The sequence below is a fragment of the Tardibacter chloracetimidivorans genome (assembly GCF_001890385.1).
Classification (GTDB): Bacteria; Pseudomonadota; Alphaproteobacteria; order Sphingomonadales; family Sphingomonadaceae; genus Tardibacter; species Tardibacter chloracetimidivorans.
Genome location: NZ_CP018221.1, coordinates 395,532 through 422,196, shown reverse-complemented (window position 1 = coordinate 422,196; position 26,665 = coordinate 395,532). Strand labels below are relative to the sequence as shown.

The window sequence follows — 26,665 nt, the reverse complement described above, 5'->3', positions numbered from 1 at the left end:
TATTTTTATGAAGCTACTGCGTTTCAGACAGGGCGACCTGGTCCGGCTGGGCGTGATGGATGGTGATGACATCGTCCCACTCGACATGATCCAGGACAGATACCCTACTATGTTGTCGGTCATCGCCGGAGGCGAGGCTGCCTTGGCCGATGTGCGGTCCGCCGCTTCTCAATGTGATGAGCGCATTTCGCTAAGTTCAGTCCACCTTCTCGCGCCGATCGAGCGTCCCGGCAAGTTCCTGGCGATCGGGATGAACTACAGAAAGCACGCAGAGGAAGCTAAAAAGCTAGGCATTAAGGTTCCCGAGCAACAGTTCTGGTTCAACAAACAGACCAGTTGCATCACCGGTCCTTATGACGACATCAATCCCGGCGTTACGGAGAAACTTGATTATGAAGTCGAGCTGGGCGTGGTTATCGGAAAGCCTGCTAAAGGCGTAAGCGAAGCGGACGCGCACAATCATGTCTTCGGTTATCTGGTCAGCAACGACGTGTCCGCGCGCGACTGGCAGCAGCATTCCCCGACCTTCACCATCGGCAAGTCGTTCGACACCCATGGACCGATCGGACCGTGGATCGTCACCGCTGATGAGATCGAAAATCCGCACGCACTTGGTATTCGCTGCTTCATCAACGGCGAAGTGCGTCAGCAGAGCGACACCAGCGAACTGATCCACAATATCTGGGCGCAAATAGCCTATCTTTCGACCGCCTTCACCCTGGAATCTGGCGATCTGCTTGCGACCGGCACGCCTGAGGGCGTGGGTGTAGCGCGCAATCCGCCGGTCTTCATGAAGCCAGGCGATATCGTTCGCTGCGAAATCGACAAGATTGGTGCGATTGAGAATACCGTAATCGAATCTGCGACATCAGTTGCGACCGAATAGGAGACGCGACATGCCCGTACTCGGACCATTGTCCTACACCCTTGAAGTGCCCTCATTGGACGATGGTATCCGGTTTTATACCGATGCCGGGCTGGAGGCAGAAAGTGATGGCAAGGTCGCCCGCTTCCGTTGCACCGGTCAAGAGCGCGATTCCATTATATTGATCAGTGGTGCAAGTAAGAAACGGCTTCACCATGTAGCCCTGCGTGCAAATGGGCTCGACAAGATTGCAGCGGACACGGCGACTGCCGGCGGCAGTGTGATCACCGCTCCGGACGGCTTCGAGGAGGACGGTCTCTGGGTGCGCGATCCCCACGGCGTCGTCTATCATCTTGTCGAACGTCCGGCGGATGCCGCGCCCGCGGCGGGCGAATCATTTGAGATTAATGGCCCCTGTCGGATAATCCGCACGCGCCGGTCGGCCATAAAGCCGTCAGGCCAATATCCCCCGGTACGGCCCATCAAGCTTGGCCATGTTCTGCTTTTCACGCCGGACGTGATGGCCAGCGTCCGCTTCGTCACTGAAGCCCTCGGGATGGGCCTGACCGATCACGCACAGGATGTCGTTGCCTTCACCTGTGCGCGAAAAGACAGCGATCATCATGTTATCGCCTTCGCCAAATCCGCAGGTTCCGGCTTTCACCATGCCAGCTTCCAGGTCAACGATCCTGATGAGGTTGGGCGGGGTGGCGCCGCGTTGGTCGCCAAGTCGGGGCGAGGCGATTGGGGTTTTGGGCGACATACCGTCGGCTCCAATTTTTTTCACTATATTCAGGATCCATGGGGAAGCTGGTTCGAATATTATGCCGACATGGACTATATCGACGACTATGCACTCTGGAGCCCTACCAATTACGGGCCAGAGGACAGCATGGCCAACTGGGGCCCGAAGCTGCCGCCCGACTTCATTCATAATTATGAGGTCGATCCCGGCTGCTAATTGACGAAGACCGCATTCATCAAAGGCGGACGGCGTTATCTGATCGACGAGCCATAATGCATCATTGTGTTGAGTAGCCTGAGATATGACGAAAAATGCAATGGATGATTCAGGAAGAGGCATTTCTCGTCGAACATTTATCGGCAGCGCCATACTGTCGACTGCGGCAATGTCAGGCCATTCGATTTCGGCGGTTGCGCAACGTAGCGGCGTGAGCAAGCGCCGGCCGAATTTCGTCTTCATCATGGCTGATGACATGGGGGCATTCGATTTATCATGCTATGGCCGCCTTGATTACAAAACGCCGAATATCGACAGTCTTGCGCGCGATGGAATGAAGTTCGATTTTGGTTATGCGAATTCCAGCACCTGTACACCAACGCGTACAGCCCTGATTTCTGGTCGCTATCAGAATCGGTTGCTTGTTGGTTCGGGCCTTGGCGGCGGCTATACCAGCGACGTCATCGGATATCCGGCAGGATTGCCTTCGTTACCGAGCATACTGAAAACGGCCGGATATCGCACGGCGCTCGTTGGCAAATGGGATCTCGGGGAGTTGCCCACCTTCAGCCCGAATCTAAGCGGCTATGACGAATTCTTCGGCCTCATGGGTGGAGCATTCGATTACTGGACGCACGATATGCAGGATTTGAACAATCCGTCGCGGCGATTGGCTACCTTTTATGAAAACGACCAGCCTATTCAGGTTGAAGGATATGCTACCGACTTGTTTTCCGATCGCGCATGCAACTTCATAGCGCGAAATGCAGCCCACCCGTTTTTGCTGTCCCTGCATTACAACGCTCCGCACTGGCCGTGGCAAACCCGCACTGACCGTGGGTTATCTCGCATGACGGACCTTCATTTTAGTGGCGGGTCGCCGGCAATCTATCGCGACATGGTCTTGGCGATGGATGAGGGCGTTGGAAAGGTGCTCGATACATTACGAAAGCTTGATCTCACGCGAGACACCCTTGTCGTTTTCACCAGCGACAATGGCGGAGAGCGATTTTCGAAGATGTGGCCATTGCGAGGAGGGAAAGGTGATCTCTGGGAGGGCGGAACCCGCGTTCCCCTTATCGCGAGTTGGCCGGGCCGAATACCAGCCGGTTCGAAATCAATTCAGGTCGCAATGTCGATGGATTTTCTTCCGACCTTTGCGTCGATGGCTGGCGCCAAGACTGATCCAGAGTATATGCCAGATGGCATCGATCTCTCTCCTCAGCTATATGGCGCTGATCCCGTAGAGCGTACCGTGTTTTGGAAAACCCCGGCTGACATGCTGTCAGCATTGACCTACCCTTGGAAATATTTGAGGATCGATCGAAGGGATTTTCTCTACAACATCGAGGAAGATCCCACTGAGCACGCCAATTACAAGCTCCGCAATTCCGATATGTTTGCGCAGCTGAAGACGGAAGCGGATACATGGTCGGCATCGATGATGAAGAACCTGCCGAGTCATCGGCCTTCAATTATTGAAGCCTTGGAAGCGCTTGATCCGTTGCCTCGCAAATGATCGACGGATGCACCTCCGTCGCTGCAACCGCCCCAATCGCTAGTGCATTTGACGCAAAATATACCGATCAGCCTTGCTATTCGTGCAGGACAGAAGCCACCGCCATATTTAGGTTACGTCGGTCCCAAGAATATTGGTCCCTTCAATAACCGGGTGCCGATGTCAGGTGGAACGATATAGAGAAGAAATGATGTCGCAGACAGCATTGTTGAACGGCAGGAAATTTTCATTTCGTGCAAACCGGGCATTTTCCACCAGATCCGATATTCCTATGATCGTGGCGCTCCACGGCGGCGCCCATTCCTCGGCATATTTCGATATTAAGGGCTTTTCACTTCTGGAACGCGCCGCCGCACTCGGTATCTTGGCCATTGCATTGGACCGGCCCGGCTATGGCGACAGTGAATTTCGCGATGAAGCCGAACTTTCTCATAGTGCCAACGCCGCAATCCTGGACGCTGCCATTGGACAAATCCTTGCGAAATTGGGGCAAAGAAATCGTGGAGTGGTCTTGATCGGCCATTCAATCGGCGGAGCAATCGCATTGATGATTGCCGGGGGCAAGCCGGCATGGCCGTTGCTCGGTGTAGCGGTCTCGGGCGTTGGCCTGCGGCCTCACGATGAAGACATCGAAGCCTGGCAAGCGCTTCCGCCTGACCTCTTCATCGACCTTCCGGTTGCTCTCCGTAATATCAAGATGTTCGGCGAAGGCGGCACCTATAGCGAGGAGGGGCAGCGCAGCATTGCGCTGGCATCCGTACCGGCCCCACGCCAAGAGTTGATCGATATCGTCATGTCCTGGCCGTCTGCCGCGCCGGACATTCTCACGCGAATAGATGCTCCGATACATTATCGGCAGGGAGAAGCGGATGCGTTGTGGACGGTCAATGACCAGGAAATCAGAAGATTTGCCCAAGCCTGCAAATCCGCTGCGATGATTGATGCGTGCTTGTTAAAAAACAGTGGCCACGCCATCGATTTCCATGATCTTGGCCCGGAATTTCAGTTAGAGCAGTTGGCGTTTGCGCTCAAATGCGCGACCTAACTGAAGTCGCTAATCCTTTGGCGCCACAAGTCCAGCTTGTTCTCGCCGGTAGCGACCGGGCGTGATCTTATGATGTTTGCGAAATGCCCGCGTCATGTGCTCCTGATTGCAGAACCCGGTTACGAGTGCGATGTCGGCCAGCTGTGCCGATGAAAACAATGCATTGCGCACCGCTGCGACGCGCTTTTCAAGAAGATATTGATAGGGCGGAATTCCCATGGTTTCCCGGAACAAACGGCTGAAATAGATGGGGCTATAACCAGCCGCTTTCGCGAGATCCCTTACGCCAATATCAAAGGCAAGGTGGGCGTCGATATAGTCGTCGATTGCTCGGAGCCTCTCGGCAGGTATCTTTCCGGAAACACTGTTCTGTGAAACCTGCTTTTTACAACAGATCCTGACAAGGTGCGCGGCGAGGGCCCAGGAAAGATGATCGATATATGCCTGGGCAGGCATTTCAGTTTCGTGCATCGCTGCCGCACACGCCTGTACCAAACCTGCCAGCAGCTGATCATGCAGCACTAACTGCGGTTCAAGAATCAAGTCATGATCGCACCGGTACTCTTCGAGTACGTCGTCTATCATGCTCGCGCTTGCGTAAAGCTGGTAGGTATCGAGAGACCCTTCGATCTTCGTTTCGTGCCTATCCGCTTAAGGCATACACCCACTAGATATGGTATGGTGGGTCCATTGGCCTGAGTAGAGTTCGGCAAAGGTCGGCGCCTCGATATCACTGGCGATCCCGAGGAGGGATCGGAAGGCGTTGAACGGGTAGAAGCGGCGATTGAAGCGGAAAGTGAACTCGTTGAGGTAGGCTTGCAGATGCTTGGTGCTGACGCCGTGGTGGATGCCGTTGAGCCACGCTTTGAGGTTTGAGAACACCAGATGGACGATGGGCAGGAACTCTTCGGACACCTCCGGGTCGCCACACTGGGCGATGGCGTGATGGTCGTAACCGCCGCCCTGCAACCCGCTATAGCCGCTCCAATCATCGGTGATGACCAGCGTTCCCGGCTCGACCGCGCTCTGTACAAAGCCACCAAGGGCACCGGCACTGCGGTCTGCACCGATGGCCAATCGAACCCTTCCGGCATAGCGTCCGTTCCGGCGGCGGTCCTGGCCAGTGCCAGGCTCCCGGTGACGAACTTCGACGGCGGCGACCACCAGCGTTTTGTGGTGGGTTCCCCGGCCTTCGCCGCGCGTTCGCCCGCCGATCCAGGTCTCATCGACCTCGACATGCTGACCGCTCTGCCCGCCGATCCGATCCTGATCGGGGCGCACCATCGCGGCGCGCAGTTTATGGAGCAGGCCAAAGGCCGTCTCGTACCGGGTCAGGCCAAGCTGGCGCTGCAACTGGACGGCAGATATGCCGGTCGTCTGACTCGCAACCAGGTAAGCGGCCCAGAACCACACGCTGAGCGGGATGTGGCTTCGTTCCATGGCCGTGCCGACCATCAGGCCGGTCTGACGGCGACACGAGCGGCACATCAGGATGACAGGCCGAGTGGTGAAACGAAACGGATCGCCGACGACGCCACAGCGTGGGCACGCAAATCCATCAGGCCAGCGAGCTTTTTCAAGCCAGGACGCGCAAGCGCCATCATCCGGGAAAAGCCGCTGGAACTCGGGGAGGGATTTCGGGAACGGCAGCTTGTCGCGGTCAAGAACGTCCACAATCCCCACCCTTTACAACCGCTTTGGGTGGCACCAAGCCGCAGGAAAAGTCAGGCGCGCGCCACAAGGCAGCCACTAGATGTAGTGGGTGTATGCGTCAAGCGGATAGGCACGCTTCGTTTCCACTCCAGTTCCGGCGGGAATGAAGTTCATATGTCCGGGATACACCGTTTTACTGATCCGGCGACCGCCGACAGTGCAGGTCATTCGAGCGGAGCCGCGTTGCATGAACAACAGCAGATGATCTCGTGCTGGTGCGAATGTAGCTGAAAATGATGGGGAGTGATAATCAAGCATTAACAGATGCCGCCATCCCTTCAGCCGGCTATCGGCGCGCAAAACATGCCCACACTCGTAGAGCCGGTGAGTTTCGTTGAGCGCCACTACGTCGCGGGCATTTGTCGAGCAGCGCATTTGCTCTCTGCAGGTTGGTTCCATCATCTTTCAGACCCTCCGTGTTCGGTCTCGTTGCCGACGGCCCAGTAGGTCGCAAATGTGCATGCGAATCCACTGTTTATTGCAGGATTATTGCACACTTTAGCACATAAGTTCGGCCTGAGCCCGTCAAGAAGATCAAAGGGGATCTCCGAATGCCGTACCTGAGGAACTGCTGGTATCTTGCCGCGTGGAGTGACGAAGTCGGCGACGAATTTCTGGAGCGCCGCTTGCTCGGCGATTCCGTCTTGATGTACCGGCTTTCCGATGGCTCCGTCGCGGCGCTGTCCAATCGATGCCCGCATCGATTTGCTCCACTTCATCTCGGCAAGCGTGTTGGTGATGCCATCCAGTGCCCCTATCATGGCCTGCAGTACGCAAGTGATGGCAGTTGCATCGCCAATCCCCAAGGCAATCGCGCAACCCCGGCTGCGGCACGGCTTCATCGTTACCCCGTGAACGAACGTTTTGGCGCTATATGGTACTGGCCTGGCGATCCTTCTTTGGCTGATCCCTCAGCTATACCCGACCTGTCGTTTCTTACAGACGCTCGCTCCGTCGGCGTCCATGGATACCTTCACACCGAGGCCAACTATGAACTTCTGAGCGACAACATCCTGGATCTGGGCCACGCGGATTACTTGCATCCGACTTCGTTAGGGTCCAAACTCAATCAGCCTCTTGAAAATCGTTGGTCTCATTGATTCAAGGCGTTTTCGCTGAAGAGGAGGCCTTGGGGATGTCGCGTTCGTTGTTCTGGCTATCGGATGAAGCGTGGACAGCAATCGAGCTCCACTTGCCCAAGAACCAGCCAGGAGCACGACGTGTTGATGACCGGCGGGTGATCTCCGGCATCGTTCACATGCTCAAGTGCGGCGGTCGCTGGGCAGATTGCCCCGCCGAATACGGGCCGGCGACGACGGTCTACAACCGATGGAACAGGTGGAGCCGGCGGGGCATCTGGACACGCATCCTGGCTGCACTGACCGAAGAAGGCTGGATCGCCGAGACCGGGCAGATCGATAGCAGCTACATCAAGGCTCACCGTAGCGCCGGTGGGGCAAAGGGGGGGCGCGAGCCAATGCCATTGGGATCTCGCGTGGCGGCCGGACAACAAAGATCCACGCCCTTGTCGACGTCCTCGGACGGCCGCTTCGTCTCGTCCTGACGCCCGGCAACACATCGGACGTGAAGGGCGCCGACCTGCTCATCAACGAAACAGCGGGAATGAAGCGGGTGATCGCCGACCGCGGCTACGACGCCAATCGCATTAGGACCATCCTGCGCGAACAGGGCACGACCCCGGTGATCCCCGGCCGCCGCAACCGCAAGCGCCCGATCCAATATGACAAACGCCGCTACAAAGATCGCTGGCGGGTCGAGGCTATGTTCTGCCGCCTCAAGGATTTCCGCCGGATCGCTACTCGCTACGACAAGCTTGCACGAAACTTCCTCTCAGCCGTAAGCCTCGCTGCCGCTGTGGCTTTCTGGCTCTGATTGAGTCTCAACCCTAATAAGCGCATCATTTCTTCGGCAACTAACGTCCCGTCTGTCGGCACGCAGGCTTTTCTTTATGGGCAGCCGCGAACCTACGGTCTGACTGCGGGAGTAAAGTTTTGAGAATGGATAGAGGGGTGTCACGCGGCATTGAGGCGGAGGCGCAGATCATTGTCTCCGCCGCTCGTCCTTCGCTACGACAAGCCGGCGGCCGGGCGCTCGAAAGACAAGATCCTAACTTGCGCCGTCCGGATTCTTCCACCAGTTGAGCTGGGTCGGAGCGATCCTGGTCAGCCGTTCGAAACTTTGTGCGACGACATGGTCGGCCTCGGCGCTGTCGACGCCAAGGGCATGAAGCACCATCTCGGTGATATCGCGGATATAGCGGGTTGATCGATGTCCCTGGTTGATCCGGAGGATGGCTTCGACCACGGTTCCGAAGATCATGTCGCTGGCAGCGAGCGCGTTTCGGACGGAATATTGTCCGGCTTCGACCCCTCGCGCGATATCGGCGCGGATGTCCTGGCTCAGGGGGTTTTCCTCGCGCAGCAAGCCTGCCCGAACGATGAACCCGCCCCAGTGCTCATCGAAGAGCGCGCGCGTAAGGAAAAGCAATATGCCGGTCGCGGTGCGCGCCATGGCGCTTTCCAGTCCTTCGAACACCAGCCTGGCGTCGCCGACCATTTCGTCGGCGAGCATTGATCCGGCTTCGGCGACGATCTGCTCAACGGTATCGAAATGTGTGTAGAACGTACCGCGTGACACTCCGGCATGTTTGACGATGTCATCGATCATCGTCGGGGCGCTCGAAGTTTCGCTGGAGTACATGACGAGGACGGAATCGAGCAGTTGCCGCCGCGTGCGTGCGCTCCGTTCCCGGCCCACCCGTACCCTGTGATTTTCTTCTCCGCGGCGCTTTGGGCTTGCGGCTTTTCCTGCCCCGGTCAGCATCTTCGCCATCTAACGACTCAAATCCCTGTTCCCATTCTGGCAGGCGACAGCATCTGTAGCTGATGCAGCCCTGTTCAGGCAATTTGCGACAAACATCAAATCGTCACGATAGTCAACTTGACATATATGGTGATTCGAGTTTATGTCGGGATCAACAAGCAATATGGAGAGAGAGCCACACGCGCCGATAGCGCGACACCGTGATCAGCAATCAATCTCCACAGGCCCAGGCCCGCCTGCGCCGATTTCCATGTCGACAATCCTGATGAGGTGGTCACCAAGTCGGAACGAGGCGATTGGGGTTTGGCCTACATATCATCGGCTCCAATTTTTTCCACTATGTTCAGGATCCATGGTGACCGTATGAACCCCGTCCGCGCGCGCCTCGACGCCTCTCCAATGGGCTCCACCCAGATCATCGCGGTCGCGTTGGCGGCCATTCTTTCCGCGCTCGATGGCTATGATGTCCTTTCGGTTACCTTCGTCGCCCCGGCGATCGTGACGGACTGGGGCATCGGCAAGGCGATGATAGGCGTCGTGCTCTCGGCTGGGCTCATGGGCATGGCGCTTGGCTCCTTCCTGCTCGCACCGATTGCCGACGTTGTCGGGCGCCGGAAAATGATTCTCGTCAGCCTTGGGTTGATGGCGATTGGCATGCTCGCCTGCGGTTTCGCCGGGTCTATCCAAAGCCTCGCGTTCTGGCGCCTGATCACCGGACTTGGCATCGGTGCGTGCGTCGCAATCATCAACCCGATATCGGCCGAGTTCGCCAATGCGCGTCGGCGGCCGCTGACAGTCGCGATCATGGCGATCGGTTACCCGGTCGGCGGCGTCGGGGGCGGCCTGCTCGCCGCCTTTCTGCTTCAGCACCATGGATGGCCCTCGGTATTCTTTGCAGGCTTTGTGGCGGCGGCGATCCTGCTGCCGGTCGTCGCGTGGTTGTTGCCGGAGTCGCCTGCCTGGCTGCTCAGTCGCCGGGGGCCTGATCGCCTGGCCCGAGTCAATGCGTTTCTGATCCGCTGCGGCCATGCGCCGGTCGATGCCCTGCCGGACTCGCCGGTAGAGACGCGTCGAGGTTATGCGGCGGTGTTCGCGCCGCGACAGATCGGCGCCACCTTCTGGATGGTCGCGATCAACGGGTTTGCCGTCGCCACGATCTATTATGTGCTGAGCTGGTTGCCCCAGATGGTGGCCGATGCCGGCTTCCCGCCCTCTGTCGCCAGCACCGTCTCGGCAACGGCGAGTCTCATGGGCGTCGTCGGCGGGCTGCTCTTGGGCTGGCTTGCCCAGCGGGGCGGGCTGCGGTGGCTTGTCGGTTTCACGATCCTTGGCCTTGGCGTCTCGACAATTGCCTTCGGGGTGGCGCCGCCCTCGCTGCCGCTCCTCATCGCTGCCGCCGGGGTCTGCGGATTCTTTCTGTTCGGCACCGGGACGGGTATCTACGTTACGCTCGCCGGCACCTTTGGCGACGAGGCTCGCGCCGCCGGTTCGGGTTTCGTTATCGGCACGGGCCGCATCATCAGCGCGATCGCGCCGGCAGTGGCGGGCGGGCTGTTCGCGAGCGGCTTTGGACGAAACGAGGTGTGCTTCTTCTTCGGGATGTCGTCCTTATTATCAGCGCTGATCCTGCTGCTCGGCTGGCGGAGGTTTCGCCGCGCATGACACAGGCGGTCGTCCGCACCTAACCCACATTGCCGGACACTGTCCCGATATGGAGCGAAAGTGACGAAAGTTGCGCCAATGGCGTTTTTCGTCACCGGCCGGACGCGCGCGCGTTCCTATTCCGGATCAATCCCGTCCAGCGCGTCCAATATGGGAAGGGTAGGGGGCGGATCGTCGTCCATGCCGCGATACCGATCCACCCGCGCATAGCGCAGCGGATAATGGGCGCGGAGCAGGAACATCAGGAGCCGGTCGTTATGGCTGCGGCGGGTGCGGACGACCTGGCCGTCGCCGTCAAGCTCGATCGATTCCGTGCCGTTCACCGCCCGATCAAACGCGATGTCGATAAGGCGCTTCGACGCTTCGTCCACGGCGGAATCCCATGCGGCGGCGAAATCTTCCGCGCCCGCCGCGCGGCGCAGGCGATAGCAGCTTGCGGTGGATTTGCCCGCCGCCCGCGCGGCATGGGTGACGGAGCCGCTGTCGGCCAGCGCCTCTATGAAGCGGCGCTGCGCGTCCGCCGTCCAGCCATCGGCGCGCTGCTGACGCGGAACGGGCAGGAAATGGCGGTCATGCGGGTGCCGAGGATCATGCCCGTGATCATCGCCCACGAGCGGCGGCTGGGGAGTGGGATTGTGCCTGGTCATACGGTGAGCCTAACCGATATGGTTAGTTGTAGGACAGGGGCAAGACAAATCTTGAACACGGGCGCCCGGCGCTACGAGCCACGCGCGCTGGGCGGGGCGCTGGTGGGCGACCACGCAGGATATTGGCGGTGGCGGATCGGCGACTGTCGCGTGGTTGCGAAAATAGAGGATGTGCGGATCACCATCCTGATCGTCCGCGTGGTGCACCGGCGGGAGGTGTATCGGTGATGTCTTTCAAATTTTCCGGCGGTGGCTGGTATTGACGCTGAACGGGTCTATGCCGACTGCCTTAAGCACACGTCTCTAGCGTCAGCGGAAACTCATCGTAGGTGCGCCCGTGTAGGTGTCGGCCTGTTGCTTTCTTGTTGCGCCCACCCCATTGCTTGAAAAAGAACGCTACGTCATCGCGGCGGCACATTTCAAAGAGCCTTTCAACCCAAGCCTCCTCCATGGGCCGCGCGCGCGGGCCGGACTCTCCCCCGACGATGGCCCAATGAATGCCGCGCAAATTTAGATCAGTGATCGGTCCGACCAGAGGTTCGAATGAAATAAACAATGTCGAATTCTTTATTCTGCTGAGATGCTTCACCCGATCAGCGACATCTGCATTCTCAACCGACGTTCCAAGCCAGATGTTGGCACTCGTTTTCAGTATACCTGAATCGAACATTGTAGACATACGCTCTGGTCGTTTCGTAAGTATTTGGAAATGGTGATGCGTGCTTTGCAGCATTACTTCCCAAACCCGACGGATAAAATCCGAAGGCACGTCAGGGTGAAAAAGGTCCGACATTGAGTTAACGAAAATCCGTTTTGGTTTGCGCCACTCCAAGGGTGCAGAAAGGCTGGCCTCGTCGATGTTGACCTTGCCCGTCCAGACGTATCGATCACCGCTCTTTCGCGTCGTGCCCAAGTATTTTAGGTGGCCCATCGCCTGTAAACGGGCCGCCATCCGCATCGCATAGCAATTAGAGCAGCCACTTGACGCGAGTGTGCATCCAGCCACCGGATTCCAAGTGACATCTGTCCATTCAATTTCGGAAGGTCCGGCCACTATTCAAGCACCGCCTTTGCCAGTTTTGGCGCTAGTTTTGCCTTCTCACTCGGATTGGCCCAAGCAAACATGAGCGAAAACTCTTGAATGCCGTTTCGGCCGAGTGGTAGCGTTTCATCTAGGATGCGGCCGCCAAATGCCTCACCTATGCGTTCTTTGGCGATTTTCTCGAACCATGCGACATCAACAGCTCTTTTCGATCGATGCCGAGGTTGGTCAAACAGGTCTGAAGGCTGAGGTTCTTCAATTACGGCAACGTCACGCCACGAAGTCGTTCCAAGCGCAGCATCAACGCGGGGGCCCCCATCTTCATTGATTTGACCGTCGCCTGAAACTTGTCTGTACATCGCAAAAACTGGAACCAAGTACCAAACGTCCACCGCTTGTGTTTCTGCCAGCGCCTTCAAAGTATCGTAATTAATCTGAAGTCCGAAAGGATCTAGGGTTGAGACTCAATCAGAGCCAGAAAGCCACAGCGGCAGCGAGGCTTACGGCTGAGAGGAAGTTTCGTGCAAGCTTGTCGTAGCGAGTAGCGATCCGGCGGAAATCCTTGAGGCGGCAGAACATAGCCTCGACCCGCCAGCGATCTTTGTAGCGGCGTTTGTCATATTGGATCGGGCGCTTGCGGTTGCGGCGGCCGGGGATCACCGGGGTCGTGCCCTGTTCGCGCAGGATGGTCCTAATGCGATTGGCGTCGTAGCCGCGGTCGGCGATCACCCGCTTCATTCCCGCTGTTTCGTTGATGAGCAGGTCGGCGCCCTTCACGTCCGATGTGTTGCCGGGCGTCAGGACGAGACGAAGCGGCCGTCCGAGGACGTCGACAAGGGCGTGGATCTTTGTTGTCCGGCCGCCACGCGAGATCCCAATGGCATTGGCTCGCGCCCCCCCTTTGCCCCACCGGCGCTACGGTGAGCCTTGATGTAGCTGCTATCGATCTGCCCGGTCTCGGCGATCCAGCCTTCTTCGGTCAGTGCAGCCAGGATGCGTGTCCAGATGCCCCGCCGGCTCCACCTGTTCCATCGGTTGTAGACCGTCGTCGCCGGCCCGTATTCGGCGGGGCAATCTGCCCAGCGACCGCCGCACTTGAGCATGTGAACGATGCCGGAGATCACCCGCCGGTCATCAACACGTCGTGCTCCTGGCTGGTTCTTGGGCAAGTGGAGCTCGATTGCTGTCCACGCTTCATCCGATAGCCAGAACAACGAACGCGACATCCCCAAGGCCTCCTCTTCAGCGAAAACGCCTTGAATCAATGAGACCAACGATTTTCAAGAGGCTGATTGAGTTTGGACCCTAAGAATACGACTGCTCTGGTCTTCCTCCAGTTATAGGAGGAACATAGTTGGCGAAGCATTGAATTAGCATCTAAACGAGTGATTTCGACCCGATCAGCCAGATGTGAAAATCTACCTTCGATTGACTGTCGTAAGGCCTTTACGTTCGAGGGTTTCACGTCGTTGAAAAGGTACCGGTGGAAAGGAGGGTCGACACCTAGCGCACGTACTGCTGACCCAACAATAATTTCGTCAGTATCAGCAACGGGAGTGGCAAAACCGGAAAGGGCGTGCTGCTTCTCATCTTCTGCCGCCCTGAATGCCGCTCTTGGAACAGATGATCCTGACCCAGCACAAGCATCGACATAGAGTAACTCAAACGGCTGGTTTTTTAGCGCAGTTACATACATTTGGAGATATCTCTCCACAGTCTCCAACTTGCTTACCGTATGTCTATCGCCAAAAGACTGCACGCTCATGCCCACGCTCACATTGGAACATTTTAGGAACGCTAGGGCACGAGCTCACGGAATTCAACTAGTTATCGGCGGGTACGTAGAGATCGCCGCCGTTCCGATATTTTTCCGCCATCTCCGCCATGCCAGCCTCTGCATCGGCTGAAGGCGTTTTCCCCTCACCCAATTCTCTCCCCAAGGGGGAGGGGGCTTCGGCGGTGGCGGCGGCAAGGAACTGGTCGCTCGGCTGGTTCTGCTTCGCGGCAAAGTCGCGCACCTCTTGGGTAATCTTCATCGAGCAGAACTTCGGCCCGCACATGGAGCAGAAATGCGCGGTCTTTGCGCCTTCTGCGGGCAGGGTCTGGTCGTGGTACTGCTCGGCCGTGTCGGGATCGAGCGAGAGGTTGAACTGGTCACGCCAGCGGAACTCGAACCGCGCCCGGCTGAGCGCATCGTCGCGCAGCTTCGCGGCCGGGTGGCCCTTGGCGAGATCGGCTGCGTGGGCGGCCAGCTTGTAGGTGACGACGCCGACCTTCACATCGTCGCGGTCGGGCAGGCCCAGATGCTCCTTGGGCGTGACGTAGCAGAGCATCGCCGTGCCGTACCAGCCGATCATCGCCGCGCCGATGCCGCTGGTGATATGATCATAGCCGGGTGCGATGTCGGTCGTCAGCGGCCCAAGCGTGTAGAAGGGGGCTTCACCGCACGCCTCCAGCTGCTTGTCCATATTCTCCTTGATCTTGTGCATCGGCACATGGCCGGGGCCTTCGATCATCACCTGCACGTCCTGCGCCCAGGCGCGCTTCGTGAGCTCGCCCAGCGTGTAAAGCTCGGCGAACTGCGCCTCGTCATTGGCGTCGGCGATGGAGCCGGGGCGAAGGCCATCGCCCAGCGAATAGGCGATGTCATAGGCCTTCATGATCTCGGTGATCTCGTCGAAATGCTCGTAGAGGAAGCTCTCCTTGTGGTGGGAGAGGCACCATTTCGCCATGATCGAGCCGCCGCGCGAGACGATGCCGGTGACGCGCTTCGCCGTCATCGGGATATAGGGCAGGCGCACGCCCGCATGGATGGTGAAATAGTCGACGCCCTGTTCGGCCTGCTCGATCAGCGTGTCGCGGAAGATCTCCCACGTCAGGTCCTCGGCGACTCCGCCCACCTTCTCCAGCGCCTGATAGATGGGCACGGTGCCGATTGGGACGGGCGAGTTGCGCAATATCCATTCGCGCGTGTCGTGGATGTTGCGGCCGGTCGACAGGTCCATGACGGTGTCCGCGCCCCAGCGGATCGACCAGACCATCTTTTCCACTTCCTCCGCCACGGAGGAGGCGACGGCCGAGTTGCCGATGTTGGCGTTGATCTTCACCAGGAAATTGCGGCCGATGGCCATCGGCTCCGATTCCGGGTGGTTGATGTTGTTGGGGATGATCGCGCGGCCGCGGGCCACCTCGTCGCGTACGAACTCCGGCGTGACGAAATCGGGGATGGAGGCGCCCCAATCCTGCCCGTCGCGGACAAGCTTTTCCTTCAGCTGCGCGCGGCCCATGTTCTCGCGGATGGCGACATATTCCATCTCGGCCGTGATGATGCCGCGGCGGGCGTAATGCATCTGGCTGACGTTCATGCCAGGCTTTGCGCGCAGGGGACGCTGCACGACATTGGGGAAGGGCTCGACTCCCCGCGCGCGGTCCGGCCCGGTCAGGCCGTTGTCCTCGGGCCTGAGCGCCCGACCCTGATATTCCTCCACATCGCCGCGCGCCATGATCCAGTCGCGGCGAAGCGCGGGGAGGCCCGCCATGATGTCTATCCGGGCAGCAGGATCGGTATAGGGGCCGGTGGTGTCGTAGACGCGAAGCGGCGGCTCGCCCGAAGATGGCTCAAGGTCGATCTCGCGCATCGCGACGCGCACTGAAGGGTGGCCGGGCGCGGGGACATGCACCTTGCGGCTGCCGCGAATGGGGCCGGTGGTTACCTTCAGTTCGGCAGGTGCAGCTATGTCGGCCATCGTCCATCTCCAGCTATGGGGTTCGTGGACGAAGGGCGAAGAAAGCCTGATGAGTGGCCAGTCCCGTCCCTCCGCCGGTGTGAACCGGATCAGGTTCAAAGGGTCAGGGCGCGTGTCAGCCCTATCTCAGCCGCTTTGGCGCGGCCCCCCTGGAACGGGGAGGACTATGGAACCGAACGCCAGTGATTTCCAGTGGGGCGCACAAAAAAATAGAGCGTCCCGAAGGACGCCCTATTCCGAAACGTTTTCGCAACCGGAAGAACCGGCGGCGAAAGCCGATTACATGGCGTTGTCGGCAGCTTCCACCGCGTTGGCGGCGGCTGCATCGGCAGCGTCAACGGCGTTGTCGGCAGCGGCAGCCAGATTGTCTGCAGCCATGTCGACAGCGTCGGTTGCGTTTTCAACGGCCATAGCCGTATCTTCGACGGTATTCTCGGTGGCAGCTTCCTGCGATCCACCGCAAGCCGCGAGCGTCATCAGGCCAGCCGCAGCAATTACGAACGTCAGCTTCTTCACCCAAACCTCCCAACCTTGTTGGCAAGATGGCGGTTGCCACCTTCAGCGGCAGAACCTAGCCGGAATTGTCCACCAGTCAACAGGTCTTTCGCTTTGGCGTTCGGTTCGCCGCGCCTATACGGTCGTTCGGGCGATTTTTGTTGCTGCATTGCACAAAATGGAGCAACTTTATCCGTCAGGTGTTGTTATGGCTTGGATGCGACCTGCATCCGTTTGCAACTCATGTCGCCACGAGGGGAGCTCCATGACCCGATCGGACAACCGCGTCCCGCAGACGTCAAAAATAGCCCTGATCGGTAATTACCTGCCGCGCAAGTGCGGTATCGCCACCTTCACCACCGACACCCGGAACGGCCTTATCGAGCGTTTTCCGGCGGTTGACGTCGACGTCTATGCGATGGAGGACCTGGGCGAGCGGCGCGACTATCCGCCGGAGGTGGCGGGCGTGATCCGGCAGAACGAAATCTCCGATTATTTCGCAGCCGCACAGCAGATCAACGACAGCGGCGCGGATGTCGTCTGGCTCCAGCATGAGTATGGAATCTTCGGCGGTTCGGCAGGTGGGATGATTCTCCAGATGCTGGACCGGGTGGCCGCCCCGCTGGTGGTGACGCTTCACACCATATTGTCGCATCCGGACGCCGACCAGCGCCGGGTCATGGAAGCGATCCTGCGCCGCGCGTCGCGCATCATCGTGATGACGGAGAAGGGCCGGACGCTGCTGGAGCAGGTGCATGGCGTCAATCCGTCGCGGGTGGCGGTGATCCCGCACGGAATCCCGGACCGCCCGCTCACCGACCCGGAAGAGTACAAGGCGCGATTCGGCTTTGCCGGGCGCAAGGTGCTGCTCACCTTCGGCCTGCTGTCGCCCAACAAGGGCATCGAGACGGTGATCGAGGCGCTGCCCGCGGTCGCCGAGCGCCATCCGGATGTGCTGTATGTGATCTTGGGCGCAACCCACCCGCACCTTGTGGCGAATGAGGGCGAATCCTATCGCGACCGGCTGGCGGCGCGCGCTGCCGAGCTTGGCGTGTCGGAGAACGTCTGCTTCATCAACGCCTTTGTCGAGACCGGGACGCTGCTGGACTATCTGGCGGCGGCCGATGTCTATGTGACGCCTTATCTGAACGAGGCGCAGATCACCTCCGGCACGCTGTCCTACGCGATGGGCGTCGGCAAGCCGGTGATCTCCACGCCTTATTGGCACGCGGCGGAACTGCTCGCCGACGACCATGGCCGGCTCGTGCCGTTTGGCGACACCGCTGGTTTTGCGGCGGCGATCACCAGCCTGTTCGACCATCCCTCGCTTCGTGAAATCCTCAGAAGCCGGGCCTATGCGCGCGGGAGGACGATGATCTGGCCGCGCGTTTCCGAACGGGTGATGGTGGAGCTGGACCATGCGGCCGGGGAAAAGCCCGCGCAGCTTCGGCCGTTTCCGCCAATGGAACGCGAAGAGGTGCTGCCGCCGAATCTGGCGGCCGTCCGTCGCCTGAGCGACGGCTGCGGCATATTGCAGCACGGCCTGTATCGCGTGCCGAACCGTGACCATGGCTATTGCGTGGACGACAATGCGCGCGCGCTGATCCTGATGCACCAGATAAGCGGTGAGATGGCGGCCGAAGCCGATGCGCTTGCCACCACCTATGCCAGCTTTGTCCAATATGCCTGGAACGGCGAGACGCAGCGCTTCCGCAACTTCATGGGGTTCGATCGCCTGTGGTGCGAGGAGGTCGGGTCCGAGGACAGTGGCGGGCGCGCCCTGTGGGCGATCGGCGTCACGGCGGCGCAGGCGCGGCAGCTTGACCTCCGCATCTGGGCGTCGTCGCTCTACGACCAGGCGGCCGGCATGGCGCTGGAACTGAACTATCCCCGCGCGCGGGGCTTTGCGATGCTGGGCGCGGCGTCGATGCTGGCTGCGCACCCCGACCATGAGCTTTCGCTCAGAATCCTGCGCGAGTTCGGGGATTATCTGCGGGGGCTTCTGGTCCAGAACCGCCGCGAGGGCTGGTACTGGTTCGAGGACAATCTGTCCTATGACAACGCCCGGCTGCCCGAGGCGCTGCTTCGCGCCGGAATGGCGCTCGGCAGTGACGGCATGATCGCCGATGGGCTGGCCACGCTGGAATGGCTGAAGGAGATGCAGACCGCGCCCGCGGGTCATTTCCGTGCGGTGGGCACTGCGAGCTTCGGCCGGACTATGCGCAAGCCGATGCCGTTCGACCAGCAGCCGCTTGAAGCCGCAGCGATGATCGACGCCGCATCTGCCGCGTTCGAAGCCACCGGGGAAAAACGGTGGGTGGACGAGGCGGCGCATGTCTATGCCTGGTATCTTGGCGAGAACGACCTTCGCCTGCCGATCTGCACCCGTGACGACGGCGGCTGCTATGACGGACTGATGCCCGACAGGGTGAACCTGAACCAGGGCGCGGAATCCGTGATTTCCTTCCAGCTTGCCTGTTGCGCGATGCAGCGTCTCAAGGCAGGGTTCCGCGCTGTGCCTGCCGAAAGGCTGGCAGCGGAATAACTGGGATAATCGCGGGGGTCGTCATTGCTTGAAGTCCGGCATCATCCGCTGCGCTTGCAGGCGGATCCTTCGCGTGTCGTGGTGCGCCCTTTCCATGTCGGGACGGAGCCGGTCGGCGCCGCGCCGAGCCGCATGGAGCGGATCGTGCGAGCGGTCATGGACATGGACAGGGCCACCATGCTCGCCGAGCTGGAGCTGGTGTTTCGCGATTTCGAAACCCGTCACTGGCAGACGCGAAGCATCTTTCGCCAGCGCTATGCCGAAATCGAACAGTTGCTTGGGCTGGACCCGTCGCAGACGAGCGACGAGAAGAAGGAACTGATCGGCGCCTATTTCTGCCATGAATACAGCTATGCGGCCGCCGCCCTGATGAACCCCAGCGTCGTGCCGCATCCCGACCAGAGCGGCCTGCGCCCCGGCTGCCAGCGAATCATCATCTCGCTGCGGGCGGTGGGAGAGGGGCATATCTCCTCCATCGCGTTCCGCGAGGCGATTCTGACGCCCCGCGGCGGATTCGACCTTGCGCCCGAGCCCCCGTTCGCGACGGCCGTCAATTCGATCGACGACGAAGCGACCAGCACCGATGGGCCGGTGGAGGTGTTCCGCCATGTCGAGGCCAATCTGTCGGGCACGGTCATCTTTCCGATGACGCCTGCGCAACGGAACGGGCTGGAAGACCTGCGGCTCGTCCGGTTCGAGCACGAGGACGGCGAACTGGAATGGCTGGGCACCTATACCGCCTATAGCGGCCGGGAAATCCAGTCGGAGATGCTGCGCACCAGGGATTTCCGGGCGTTCATGCTTGCGCCGATGACCGGCACGGCCGCGCGCAACAAGGGCATGGCGCTGTTTCCCCGGATGGTGGGCGGCCGCTATGCGATGATCGGGCGCCAGGACGGCGAGAATCTTTTCCTCATCCGCTCCGACCGGATCGACCATTGGGATGAGGGCGAGCTTTTGCTGGCCCCGAAATATCCCTGGGAAATGGTGCAGATCGGCAATTGCGGCGCGCCGATCGAGCTGGACGAAGGCTGGCTGCTGCTTACCCATGGCGTGGGCGCGATGCGCAAATATTCGATCGGCGCGGTGCTGCTGGACAAGAACAATCCGTCCAAGGTGCTGGGGCGAAGCGTGCAGCCGCTGCTCTCCGCCGCCGACGAGGACCGCGAAGGCTATGTTCCCAACGTGGTCTACACCTGCGGGGCGCTGAAGCACGGCAAGCAGCTTTTCCTGCCCTATGGCGTGGCCGACAGTTCGGTGACCTTCGCCTTTGTGGAAATCGCCGATCTGCTGGCCGACCTGGGATAACGCCCGACCGCTCTTCAGGAACGATTTGCCGCTATTTGGCGGTTAACAATATGTGAACTTTGAATCCGCCTTTCCCCCTCCGATGCACCTTCTATTATCCGCGCGCAAGAATCCGGTAGAAGGACCAAGCCGGACTTCACGGTCGTACCCTCATGTTGTGTTTAGGAGGTTGCGGTGAACAAAGTCGAAGTTGCCAGACTGACCGACTGTCTTGCCTGCTTTGAAAGCGGGACCGAGTGCAAGGTGATCCATCGCGCCCATGACGGCTCAAGCGTCGTGGAGTTCGAAAATCCGCGCGCGCTGATGAAGCTGGCGGGCAAGTATATCTCCTTCTCCGGCCCGACGGCGGCGGGAGCGAACGACGAAAGCTAGAGCGGCGGAGCGGCAAACGGCCGGGTCCGTCCCCTCACATGTCGAATGAAGCGAGGATCGGGCAGGGCTGGCCATCCTCGACCCGGCAGCGCGCCGCCAGCCGCCGGAGCGCGTCGCGCGCGCGCTCAAGCTCCGCGATCTTCTCATCCAGCGCGGCGATGCGCGTTTCCGCCAGTGTGCGCGCACGGGCACGATCCGCGCCTGCATCAAGCTCCAGAAGCTCGCGGATCTGCTCAAGGGTGAAGCCGGACGCCTGCGCCTGGCGGATGAACCGCAGGCGGCGCAAATCTTCAGACCCATAGCGCCGAACGCCATGGGCGCGCGTTGGTGTGTCGAGAAGGCCCCGGCGCTGGTAGAAGCGCACGGTTTCCACGCCCACATCGCCCGCCTGGGCAAGTTTTCCGATCGTGAGCGACCGGCCCTCTTGATTCCGTACCATGGTACGGAACCTATATCGGCAGCGGACCGAACACAATGGAGACTGAGATGGCGGACATGGCGAACCAGCCGGCAGGCACGAAAAAGGCAGTTCTCTACCGCATGGTCATGCCGGACCATGTCTGCCCTTATGGGCTGAAGGCGAAACATCTGCTGAAGCGTGCAGGCTATGAGGTGGAGGATCATCACCTCGCCACGCGCGAGGCGACCGACGCCTTCAAGGCCGAGCACGGTGTCCGGACCACGCCGCAGGTGTTCATCGGCGGCAAAAGGATCGGCGGGCATGACGATCTGCGCCGCTTCCTGGGCAAGCGGGTCATCGATCCCGAGGCGACGAGCTATCGCCCGGTGATCGCGCTGTTCGCCATGACCGCGCTGATGGCGATGGCGGCGAGCCACGCCGAATATGGGAGCGCGCTCACCGTTCGCGCCGCCGAATGGTTGATCGCCTTTTCGATGGTGGTGCTGTCACTTCTGAAGCTCCAGAACGTCGGGAGCTTCGCGACCATGTTCCTGAACTATGACCTGCTCGCTCGGCGCTGGCCGCCTTACAGCTATGTTTATCCCTTTGCCGAAGGACTGGCGGGCGTGCTGATGGTGGCGGGCGCGATGAACTGGATTTCCGTGCCGGTGGCGCTGTTCATAGGCACGGTGGGGGCGGCATCCGTCTTCAAGGCCGTCTATATCGACAGGCGGGAGCTGAAATGCGCGTGCGTGGGCGGATCGAGCAATGTCCCGCTCGGCTTCGTCTCGCTGACCGAAAACCTGATGATGATCGCCATGGCGATCTGGATGACGGCGGGGCACGGCTGAGCCCCCTCCAACATGTTTGCCAATGCGGGCGGGCTTCGCTAAAGCCCCGGGCAATTCCACAGACCAGAATTCCGACGGAGCACGCATGGCCGGCTATCAATATTCTTATGTGATGAAGGGGCTGACAAAGACCTTCCCCGGCGCGCCCAAGCCGGTGCTGAACAACATCCACCTCCAGTTCCTGCCCGGAACCAAGATCGCGATCATCGGCGTGAACGGCGCGGGCAAATCGACCCTGATGAAGATCATGGCCGGTTTCGACAAGGATTACAGCGGCGAAGCCTGGGCGGCCGAGGGCGTGCGCGTCGGCTATCTGGCGCAGGAGCCGCAGCTCGACCCGAAAAAGACGGTGCGCGAAAACGTCATGGACGGCGTGCGGCCCGTCGCCGACATGATCGAGCGGTTCAACGCGATTTCCGCCGAAATGGGCGACCCGAAGGACGACACCGATTTCGACGCGCTGCTTGCCGAAATGGGCGAACTGCAGGAAAAGATCGACGCGGCTGACGGCTGGTCGCTGGACAGCCAGCTGGAACAGGCGATGGACGCGCTGCGCTGCCCGCCGGGCGACTGGTCGGTCGAAAGCCTGTCCGGCGGTGAAAAGCGCCGCATCGCGCTGTGCCGCCTGCTGCTGGAAAAGCCGGAAGTGCTGCTGCTGGACGAGCCGACCAACCATCTGGACGCCGAAAGCGTGCAATGGCTTGAAAAGCATCTGATCGATTATGCCGGCAACGTCATTCTCGTCACCCACGACCGCTACTTCCTGGACAATGTGGTGGGCTGGGTGCTGGAGCTGGACCGCGGCCGGGGCATTCCCTTCGAGGGCAACTACTCCAAATGGCTTGAAGGCAAGGCCAAGCGCATGGAGCAGGAAGAGCGCGAGGAAGAGGGCCGCCAGAAGGCGATCAAGGAGGAGCTGGAGTGGATCCGGCAGAGCCCCAAGGCCCGGCAGTCCAAATCAAAGGCGCGTATCAAGGCGTTCGACGAGCTGGTCGACCGGCAGAACGACCGTCGCCCCGGCAGCGCACAGATCCTCATCCAGGTGCCCGAGCGGCTTGGCGGGACGGTGATCGAGGCGAAGAACCTCAGCAAGGCCTATGGCGACAAGCTGCTGTTCGAGAACCTGAGCTTCAGCCTTCCGCCGGGCGGCATCGTCGGCGTGATCGGGCCGAACGGCGCGGGCAAGACCACGCTGTTCAAGCTCATCACCGGGGCGGAAAAGCCGGACAGCGGCGAAATCCGCGTCGGCGAGACGGTGAAGCTGGGCTATGTCGACCAGAGCCGCGACGCGCTGGACCCCAACAAAAATGTCTGGGAGGAAGTGTCGGGCGGCAACGAGCGCTTCTACTTCGGCAAGAACGAGGTGGCGACGCGGGCCTATGTCGGCGCGTTCAACTTCAAGGGCGGCGATCAGCAGAAGAAAGTCGGCCAGCTTTCAGGCGGTGAGCGCAACCGCGTCCACATGGCCAAGATGCTGGCGGAGGGCGGCAATGTGCTGCTGCTGGACGAGCCGACCAACGACCTTGATGTGGAGACGCTGCGCGCGCTGGAGGAGGCGCTTGAGAACTTCGCGGGCTGCGCGGTGGTGATCAGCCACGACCGCTTCTTCCTGGACCGGCTGGCGACGCACATCCTGGCGTTTGAGGGCAACAGCCATGTCGAATGGTTCGAAGGCAATTTCGAATCCTATGAGGAAGACAAGCGCCGCCGCCTGGGCGACGAGGCCGACCGGCCGCACCGGATGACGTACAAGAAATTGACGCGTTAAGGATGTTGATAGCCGTTCGCAGTTATACGATCCGTTAAGATTGTCGTGAGATATGGTCCCCAACTCCCTTGGCGGAGGAAGGGGACCCATTGTTCAGAAAACTCGCACAGGACGAACGCGGCAATGTGAGCCTGCTGGGCGCAGCAAGCCTCATCGCCATCGTCGGGCTTGCAGCCTTTGCCGTGGAGCTGGGGCAGGGCTATTCCGCGCGCGTGGAAAACCAGCGCGTCGCCGATACCGCGGCGCTGGGCGCGGCGCTCGCCTATAGCGGCAGTGAGGACGTGGCGGTGCTGACCGCAACGGCGCAGTCGATCGCAGCCGCGCAGGGCATCCTCGCCTCGCAGGTGGCGGCCGCGCTGATCGCCTCGCCGACCGGTGACGGCAGCCAGGCCGTGCAGGTGACGGTCACGACTCCGCTGGCGCTGCGGCTGGCCCGGGTATTCACCAGCACCGCATCCATGAACATTTCGGCGCGTTCCATCGCCTCGCTCTCAGGCGGCGGACCGGCCTGTATTCTTGCATTGTCCAACACCGCATCGAACGGCATTTCGGCCAATGGTGGAACCAGCGTGACAGCCACTGAATGCGGTATGGCGGCCAATATGAACATCAATACGGTCGGCAGCGCAAAACTGATTGCTAAAACCGTACGGACAGGTGGCAGCGTCAGTTCTTCAGGCGGGAGCAGTGTCACCACGGCTCCAACACCCAACAAGATCACGCAGAATGTAGCAAACGCCGCTGTCGATCCGCTTGCGGGAAGCTCGGATGTATCGAGCGCCATCGCGCAAATCGGAACCTACACAAATGTTCTGAGCGGCGTGGCCGCCACCGGCTCTGACTATACGCTCGACTACAATCCACCTAACTCCTTGAAGCCATTTTGGAATAGCGGGACGAGCACTTACACTTTCCCGGCGGGCATCTACACGATCAAAAAGCTCAAGCTGAGCGGCGGCATCAAGGCCGTGTTCCAAGGCTACAGCACGATAACCATTAGCGGAGGCATCGATCACGGTGGTGCATCGCTGACCTTTGGAGATGGACCCCTTACTGTCGTGGGTGAAACCAAGATAGGTGGCGGCACGACCCTTACCATCGGCGCTGGGCGTCACTATTTCGGGCAGATCACTGTCGGTGGGGGCTCGATCATGACAGTGGGCGCAGGCGACGTCGACATCGACGGCGCGATCGACCTTGCGGGCGGTTCGACACTCACGTTCGGAGACGGGAATGTCGCTATCGGCACTGGCAGTGGATCGACCAAGGATAAGTCGATCTTCATGTCGGGCACCAGCACACTCAGCTTCGGCGACGGCACATTCAGCGCCGAGGGTAGCATCACCACCCAAGGTGGCAGCAAGATTACATTCGGCAAGACGTCGAACCACTACATCAACGGGAATCTTGATATCAAAGGCGCGGCCAAGCTGGGTGAGGGACGGTACACGGTGAATGGAGATTTCACCGATGGTACCGGCGGTACGACTTGGCCAACTGGAACCATGCTGGGAGGAAAGGATGTCGGTGGCTATGACGTAGCCGGCATCAACGTGACCCTGGTGATTTCCGGCAAGCTTGATCTTGGAGGCGGAGCAAAAGTCTATCTGACAGCGCCCGGCGATTCTTCATCTGGAGGCATCAGCAACGTGCTGGTGGCAAATACGGATGGTGACGCGTTCAGTTTCGGTGGTGGTTCGGCCAGCATCATGTCCGGCATGCTCTATGCGCCCAACTCAACGATGACCATGAGCGGCGGAGCGACATTAAGTTCTGGCGGGGGCTGTTTCATGCTGGTTGCGGATACGATCTCGATGAAGGGTGGCAGCGCCGGAGCGACGATCTGCCCCGGCATGGGCGGCGGCAGCAGCGCCGAAGTGATGCTGCTCCAATAGGGCGATGAAGATGAAGAAGCTTTTCATAAAGCGGCTGAAGTCGGACGACAAAGGCAGCGCCACCATCGAGTTCGCGGTCTTTGCCTCGATGTTCTTCATGGTGATGATGGTTGCGCTCGATTTCGGCATGTACCTGACCTACCAGCTTCGCCTCAATGCGGCAGTGGAGCAGGGCAGCATGCTGGCCTTCAACAACCGCAAGGCTTTCGATAAACAGCAGATTGAAAATTATGTCGCGGCCGCAAGCCGCCTGCCCGGCGGGACGGTAACGGTGGATGTGGAATGCAACGGATCGAGCGACTGTACCGGCGCAATCGGTCAGTGCGTCTGCCTTTCCCCAGACGGACAGAGCTTCACCGCCGCCGACTCCTGCGGAAAGGAATGCACAGGCGGTTCCACCTCGGGCTTTTACCTAAGCATTGATGCGAGCTATCCCTATTCGGCTGTGGTCGTTCCCAACAAATATCTTGAAGGGACGAACATCCGCCAGACCGCGATGGTGAGGCTGCAATGATGGCGCGGCGAAGCTGGAGCCGCCTGCGTATCGACCAGCGGGGCGCGGCGGTCATCGAACTGGCGCTGGTGCTGCCGATGGTGATCATGTTCATCTTCGGCCTGATCGAAGGTGCGCGCGCGATCTGGACGTTCCAGACGCTGCAGGAGACCGCGTTCAAAGCGGCGCGCTGCATGGTGATCGGCCGCACGCCGTGCGAAAGCACCGATGATGCGCGAAACTATGCAGTCGCGATTGCAGGTCAATCAAACATCACCGTGCCGCTTGACGGAGTGACCGCCGAGGCCGCAGCCACCTGCGACGGGCTGGGCGGGCAGGGGCGGGTGCAGATCGTCATGCCCTATGAAGTGGTGATCGGCAGCTTCCTCAATATGGATATCAGCAATCTGACCGTCACCGCATGCATGCCGGTGCCGCCTTCAAGCTGATAACACGCGGTTAACCCTGTTCCTGAAGCCCGTATTAAGCCCGTT

At 60.1% G+C, this 26,665-nt stretch carries 27 protein-coding genes, 1 pseudogene and 1 riboswitch; of the genes and pseudogenes, 16 read left to right on the top strand and 12 right to left on the bottom strand.

What is annotated here, in order from left to right; all coding sequences use genetic code 11:
* Window positions 1-7 precede the first annotated feature (7 nt).
* The 4 genes from BSL82_RS02210 to BSL82_RS02195 all read left to right on the top strand — a co-directional run bounded on the left by BSL82_RS02210 (window position 8) and on the right by BSL82_RS02195 (window position 4,390).
* On the top strand, window positions 8-886 hold the full coding sequence (locus BSL82_RS02210) for a fumarylacetoacetate hydrolase family protein (protein WP_072595833.1): 879 nt from the start codon (window positions 8-10) through the stop codon (window positions 884-886).
* Between the two features lie 55 nt (window positions 887-941).
* Window positions 942-1,826 carry a VOC family protein gene (locus BSL82_RS02205; RefSeq protein WP_158010617.1) on the top strand — a complete coding sequence of 295 codons (885 nt, stop codon included), beginning with the start codon at window positions 942-944 and terminating at the stop codon, window positions 1,824-1,826.
* Between the two features lie 85 nt (window positions 1,827-1,911).
* Window positions 1,912-3,345 carry a sulfatase-like hydrolase/transferase gene (locus BSL82_RS02200; protein WP_083578994.1) on the top strand — a complete coding sequence of 478 codons (1,434 nt, stop codon included), beginning with the start codon at window positions 1,912-1,914 and terminating at the stop codon, window positions 3,343-3,345.
* A 190-nt stretch (window positions 3,346-3,535) separates the two neighbouring features.
* A complete protein-coding gene (locus tag BSL82_RS02195) occupies window positions 3,536-4,390 on the top strand; it encodes an alpha/beta fold hydrolase (protein WP_158010616.1) in 855 nt (284 codons plus the stop codon).
* A 9-nt stretch (window positions 4,391-4,399) separates the two neighbouring features.
* Here BSL82_RS02195 and BSL82_RS02190 read toward each other — a convergent pair whose 3' ends face one another.
* The 3 genes from BSL82_RS02190 to BSL82_RS20230 form a co-directional block, all read right to left on the bottom strand.
* Entirely contained in the window at window positions 4,400-4,975 is a 576-nt protein-coding gene (locus tag BSL82_RS02190; protein ID WP_083578993.1) for a helix-turn-helix domain-containing protein, read from the bottom strand.
* 66 nt (window positions 4,976-5,041) lie between these two features.
* Window positions 5,042-6,064: an IS1595 family transposase gene (locus tag BSL82_RS02185; protein ID WP_048575010.1), complete on the bottom strand. Its 1,023-nt coding sequence runs from the start codon at window positions 6,062-6,064 to the stop codon at window positions 5,042-5,044.
* 75 nt (window positions 6,065-6,139) lie between these two features.
* On the bottom strand, window positions 6,140-6,448 hold the full coding sequence (locus BSL82_RS20230) for a cupin domain-containing protein (protein ID WP_226998577.1): 309 nt from the start codon (window positions 6,446-6,448) through the stop codon (window positions 6,140-6,142).
* Window positions 6,449-6,654: 206 nt separating this feature from the next.
* Here BSL82_RS20230 and BSL82_RS02180 point away from each other — a divergent pair, with 206 nt between their 5' ends.
* Complete coding sequence (locus BSL82_RS02180) at window positions 6,655-7,203, top strand: Rieske 2Fe-2S domain-containing protein (RefSeq protein WP_072595828.1); 549 nt, start codon at window positions 6,655-6,657, stop codon at window positions 7,201-7,203.
* 35 nt (window positions 7,204-7,238) lie between these two features.
* Window positions 7,239-7,996, top strand: a pseudogene (locus BSL82_RS21670) (IS5 family transposase).
* Between the two features lie 234 nt (window positions 7,997-8,230).
* On the opposite strand, the gene BSL82_RS02165 reads toward BSL82_RS21670, so the two are convergent.
* Entirely contained in the window at window positions 8,231-8,956 is a 726-nt protein-coding gene (locus BSL82_RS02165) for a TetR/AcrR family transcriptional regulator (protein WP_072595827.1), read from the bottom strand.
* Window positions 8,957-9,286: 330 nt separating this feature from the next.
* Between BSL82_RS02165 and BSL82_RS02160 the strand changes: the two genes are divergently transcribed.
* The gene (locus BSL82_RS02160; protein ID WP_072595826.1) at window positions 9,287-10,609 is read left to right on the top strand and encodes an MFS transporter; all 1,323 of its coding nucleotides are present in this window, start codon (window positions 9,287-9,289) and stop codon (window positions 10,607-10,609) included.
* A gap of 116 nt (window positions 10,610-10,725) precedes the next feature.
* Here the strand turns inward: BSL82_RS02160 and BSL82_RS02155 are convergent, their stop codons facing one another.
* Window positions 10,726-11,220 carry a hypothetical protein gene (locus BSL82_RS02155; protein ID WP_072595825.1) on the bottom strand — a complete coding sequence of 165 codons (495 nt, stop codon included), beginning with the start codon at window positions 11,218-11,220 and terminating at the stop codon, window positions 10,726-10,728.
* Between the two features lie 87 nt (window positions 11,221-11,307).
* Here BSL82_RS02155 and BSL82_RS02150 point away from each other — a divergent pair, with 87 nt between their 5' ends.
* The gene (locus BSL82_RS02150; RefSeq protein WP_226998575.1) at window positions 11,308-11,484 is read left to right on the top strand and encodes a type II toxin-antitoxin system RelE family toxin; all 177 of its coding nucleotides are present in this window, start codon (window positions 11,308-11,310) and stop codon (window positions 11,482-11,484) included.
* A 61-nt stretch (window positions 11,485-11,545) separates the two neighbouring features.
* Here BSL82_RS02150 and BSL82_RS02145 read toward each other — a convergent pair whose 3' ends face one another.
* The 6 genes from BSL82_RS02145 to BSL82_RS02120 form a co-directional block, all read right to left on the bottom strand.
* A complete protein-coding gene (locus BSL82_RS02145; RefSeq protein ID WP_072595824.1) occupies window positions 11,546-12,310 on the bottom strand; it encodes a DUF5131 family protein in 765 nt (254 codons plus the stop codon).
* Window positions 12,310-12,717 (bottom strand): hypothetical protein, encoded by a 408-nt coding sequence (locus BSL82_RS20225; protein WP_158010612.1) that lies wholly within the window; start codon window positions 12,715-12,717, stop codon window positions 12,310-12,312. Before BSL82_RS20225 ends, BSL82_RS02145 begins: the two co-directional genes overlap by 1 nt.
* A gap of 49 nt (window positions 12,718-12,766) precedes the next feature.
* Window positions 12,767-13,524 (bottom strand): IS5 family transposase gene (locus BSL82_RS19855; protein ID WP_193408578.1). Its coding sequence is split into 2 segments (ribosomal slippage): window positions 12,767-13,191 and window positions 13,191-13,524, totalling 759 coding nucleotides; the frame shifts between segments, so codons are not numbered across the junction.
* Window positions 13,525-13,559: 35 nt separating this feature from the next.
* Window positions 13,560-14,063, bottom strand: coding sequence for a three-Cys-motif partner protein TcmP (gene tcmP / locus BSL82_RS21665; protein ID WP_072595823.1), 504 nt, complete (start codon window positions 14,061-14,063; stop codon window positions 13,560-13,562).
* 58 nt (window positions 14,064-14,121) lie between these two features.
* Window positions 14,122-16,044, bottom strand: coding sequence for a phosphomethylpyrimidine synthase ThiC (thiC, locus tag BSL82_RS02125; RefSeq protein WP_072595822.1), 1,923 nt, complete (start codon window positions 16,042-16,044; stop codon window positions 14,122-14,124).
* 48 nt (window positions 16,045-16,092) lie between these two features.
* A riboswitch (TPP riboswitch) is annotated at window positions 16,093-16,205 on the bottom strand.
* A gap of 118 nt (window positions 16,206-16,323) precedes the next feature.
* Window positions 16,324-16,560 (bottom strand): hypothetical protein, encoded by a 237-nt coding sequence (locus BSL82_RS02120; RefSeq protein WP_072595821.1) that lies wholly within the window; start codon window positions 16,558-16,560, stop codon window positions 16,324-16,326.
* 244 nt (window positions 16,561-16,804) lie between these two features.
* On the opposite strand from BSL82_RS02120, the gene BSL82_RS02115 reads away from it, so the two are divergent.
* The 3 genes from BSL82_RS02115 (at window position 16,805) to BSL82_RS02105 (ending at window position 20,764) form a co-directional block, all read left to right on the top strand.
* Window positions 16,805-19,084, top strand: a complete 2,280-nt coding sequence (locus tag BSL82_RS02115; RefSeq protein ID WP_072595820.1) for a glycosyltransferase family 4 protein — start codon at window positions 16,805-16,807, stop codon at window positions 19,082-19,084.
* 54 nt (window positions 19,085-19,138) lie between these two features.
* Window positions 19,139-20,392, top strand: coding sequence for a glycoside hydrolase family 130 protein (locus BSL82_RS02110; protein WP_418361268.1), 1,254 nt, complete (start codon window positions 19,139-19,141; stop codon window positions 20,390-20,392).
* A gap of 174 nt (window positions 20,393-20,566) precedes the next feature.
* Entirely contained in the window at window positions 20,567-20,764 is a 198-nt protein-coding gene (locus BSL82_RS02105; RefSeq protein WP_072595818.1) for a hypothetical protein, read from the top strand.
* 34 nt (window positions 20,765-20,798) lie between these two features.
* On the opposite strand, the gene BSL82_RS02100 is transcribed toward BSL82_RS02105, so the two are convergent.
* Window positions 20,799-21,203, bottom strand: coding sequence for a MerR family transcriptional regulator (locus BSL82_RS02100; protein WP_072595817.1), 405 nt, complete (start codon window positions 21,201-21,203; stop codon window positions 20,799-20,801).
* A gap of 47 nt (window positions 21,204-21,250) precedes the next feature.
* Between BSL82_RS02100 and BSL82_RS02095 the strand changes: the two genes are divergently transcribed.
* The 5 genes from BSL82_RS02095 to BSL82_RS02075 all read left to right on the top strand — a co-directional run bounded on the left by BSL82_RS02095 (window position 21,251) and on the right by BSL82_RS02075 (window position 26,620).
* Complete coding sequence (locus BSL82_RS02095; protein ID WP_083578992.1) at window positions 21,251-22,015, top strand: MauE/DoxX family redox-associated membrane protein; 765 nt, start codon at window positions 21,251-21,253, stop codon at window positions 22,013-22,015.
* A gap of 85 nt (window positions 22,016-22,100) precedes the next feature.
* The gene (ettA, locus tag BSL82_RS02090) at window positions 22,101-23,783 is read left to right on the top strand and encodes an energy-dependent translational throttle protein EttA (protein ID WP_072595816.1); all 1,683 of its coding nucleotides are present in this window, start codon (window positions 22,101-22,103) and stop codon (window positions 23,781-23,783) included.
* Window positions 23,784-23,872: 89 nt separating this feature from the next.
* A complete protein-coding gene (locus BSL82_RS02085) occupies window positions 23,873-25,678 on the top strand; it encodes a TadE/TadG family type IV pilus assembly protein (RefSeq protein ID WP_072595815.1) in 1,806 nt (601 codons plus the stop codon).
* A 10-nt stretch (window positions 25,679-25,688) separates the two neighbouring features.
* Entirely contained in the window at window positions 25,689-26,192 is a 504-nt protein-coding gene (locus BSL82_RS02080; protein WP_072595814.1) for a TadE/TadG family type IV pilus assembly protein, read from the top strand.
* The gene (locus BSL82_RS02075; RefSeq protein WP_083578989.1) at window positions 26,189-26,620 is read left to right on the top strand and encodes a TadE/TadG family type IV pilus assembly protein; all 432 of its coding nucleotides are present in this window, start codon (window positions 26,189-26,191) and stop codon (window positions 26,618-26,620) included. The genes BSL82_RS02080 and BSL82_RS02075 overlap by 4 nt, the downstream gene beginning before the upstream one ends.
* Window positions 26,621-26,665 lie beyond the last annotated feature (45 nt).

What these genes read in the sequence shown, in the direction of transcription:
- BSL82_RS02100 (WP_072595817.1), bottom strand. Translation starts at nt 21,203, where the DNA reads ATGGTACGGAATCAAGAGGGCCGGTCGCTCACGATCGGAAAACTTGCC.
- BSL82_RS02080 (WP_072595814.1), top strand. Translation starts at nt 25,689, where the DNA reads ATGAAGAAGCTTTTCATAAAGCGGCTGAAGTCGGACGACAAAGGCAGC.
- ettA (WP_072595816.1), top strand. Translation starts at nt 22,101, where the DNA reads ATGGCCGGCTATCAATATTCTTATGTGATGAAGGGGCTGACAAAGACC.
- BSL82_RS02165 (WP_072595827.1), bottom strand. Translation starts at nt 8,956, where the DNA reads ATGGCGAAGATGCTGACCGGGGCAGGAAAAGCCGCAAGCCCAAAGCGC.
- BSL82_RS02190 (WP_083578993.1), bottom strand. Translation starts at nt 4,975, where the DNA reads ATGATAGACGACGTACTCGAAGAGTACCGGTGCGATCATGACTTGATT.
- BSL82_RS02160 (WP_072595826.1), top strand. Translation starts at nt 9,287, where the DNA reads ATGTTCAGGATCCATGGTGACCGTATGAACCCCGTCCGCGCGCGCCTC.
- thiC (WP_072595822.1), bottom strand. Translation starts at nt 16,044, where the DNA reads ATGGCCGACATAGCTGCACCTGCCGAACTGAAGGTAACCACCGGCCCC.
- BSL82_RS02180 (WP_072595828.1), top strand. Translation starts at nt 6,655, where the DNA reads ATGCCGTACCTGAGGAACTGCTGGTATCTTGCCGCGTGGAGTGACGAA.
- BSL82_RS02200 (WP_083578994.1), top strand. Translation starts at nt 1,912, where the DNA reads ATGACGAAAAATGCAATGGATGATTCAGGAAGAGGCATTTCTCGTCGA.
- BSL82_RS02075 (WP_083578989.1), top strand. Translation starts at nt 26,189, where the DNA reads ATGATGGCGCGGCGAAGCTGGAGCCGCCTGCGTATCGACCAGCGGGGC.
- BSL82_RS02115 (WP_072595820.1), top strand. Translation starts at nt 16,805, where the DNA reads ATGACCCGATCGGACAACCGCGTCCCGCAGACGTCAAAAATAGCCCTG.
- BSL82_RS02210 (WP_072595833.1), top strand. Translation starts at nt 8, where the DNA reads ATGAAGCTACTGCGTTTCAGACAGGGCGACCTGGTCCGGCTGGGCGTG.
- BSL82_RS02195 (WP_158010616.1), top strand. Translation starts at nt 3,536, where the DNA reads ATGTCGCAGACAGCATTGTTGAACGGCAGGAAATTTTCATTTCGTGCA.
- tcmP (WP_072595823.1), bottom strand. Translation starts at nt 14,063, where the DNA reads ATGAGCGTGCAGTCTTTTGGCGATAGACATACGGTAAGCAAGTTGGAG.
- BSL82_RS02095 (WP_083578992.1), top strand. Translation starts at nt 21,251, where the DNA reads ATGGCGGACATGGCGAACCAGCCGGCAGGCACGAAAAAGGCAGTTCTC.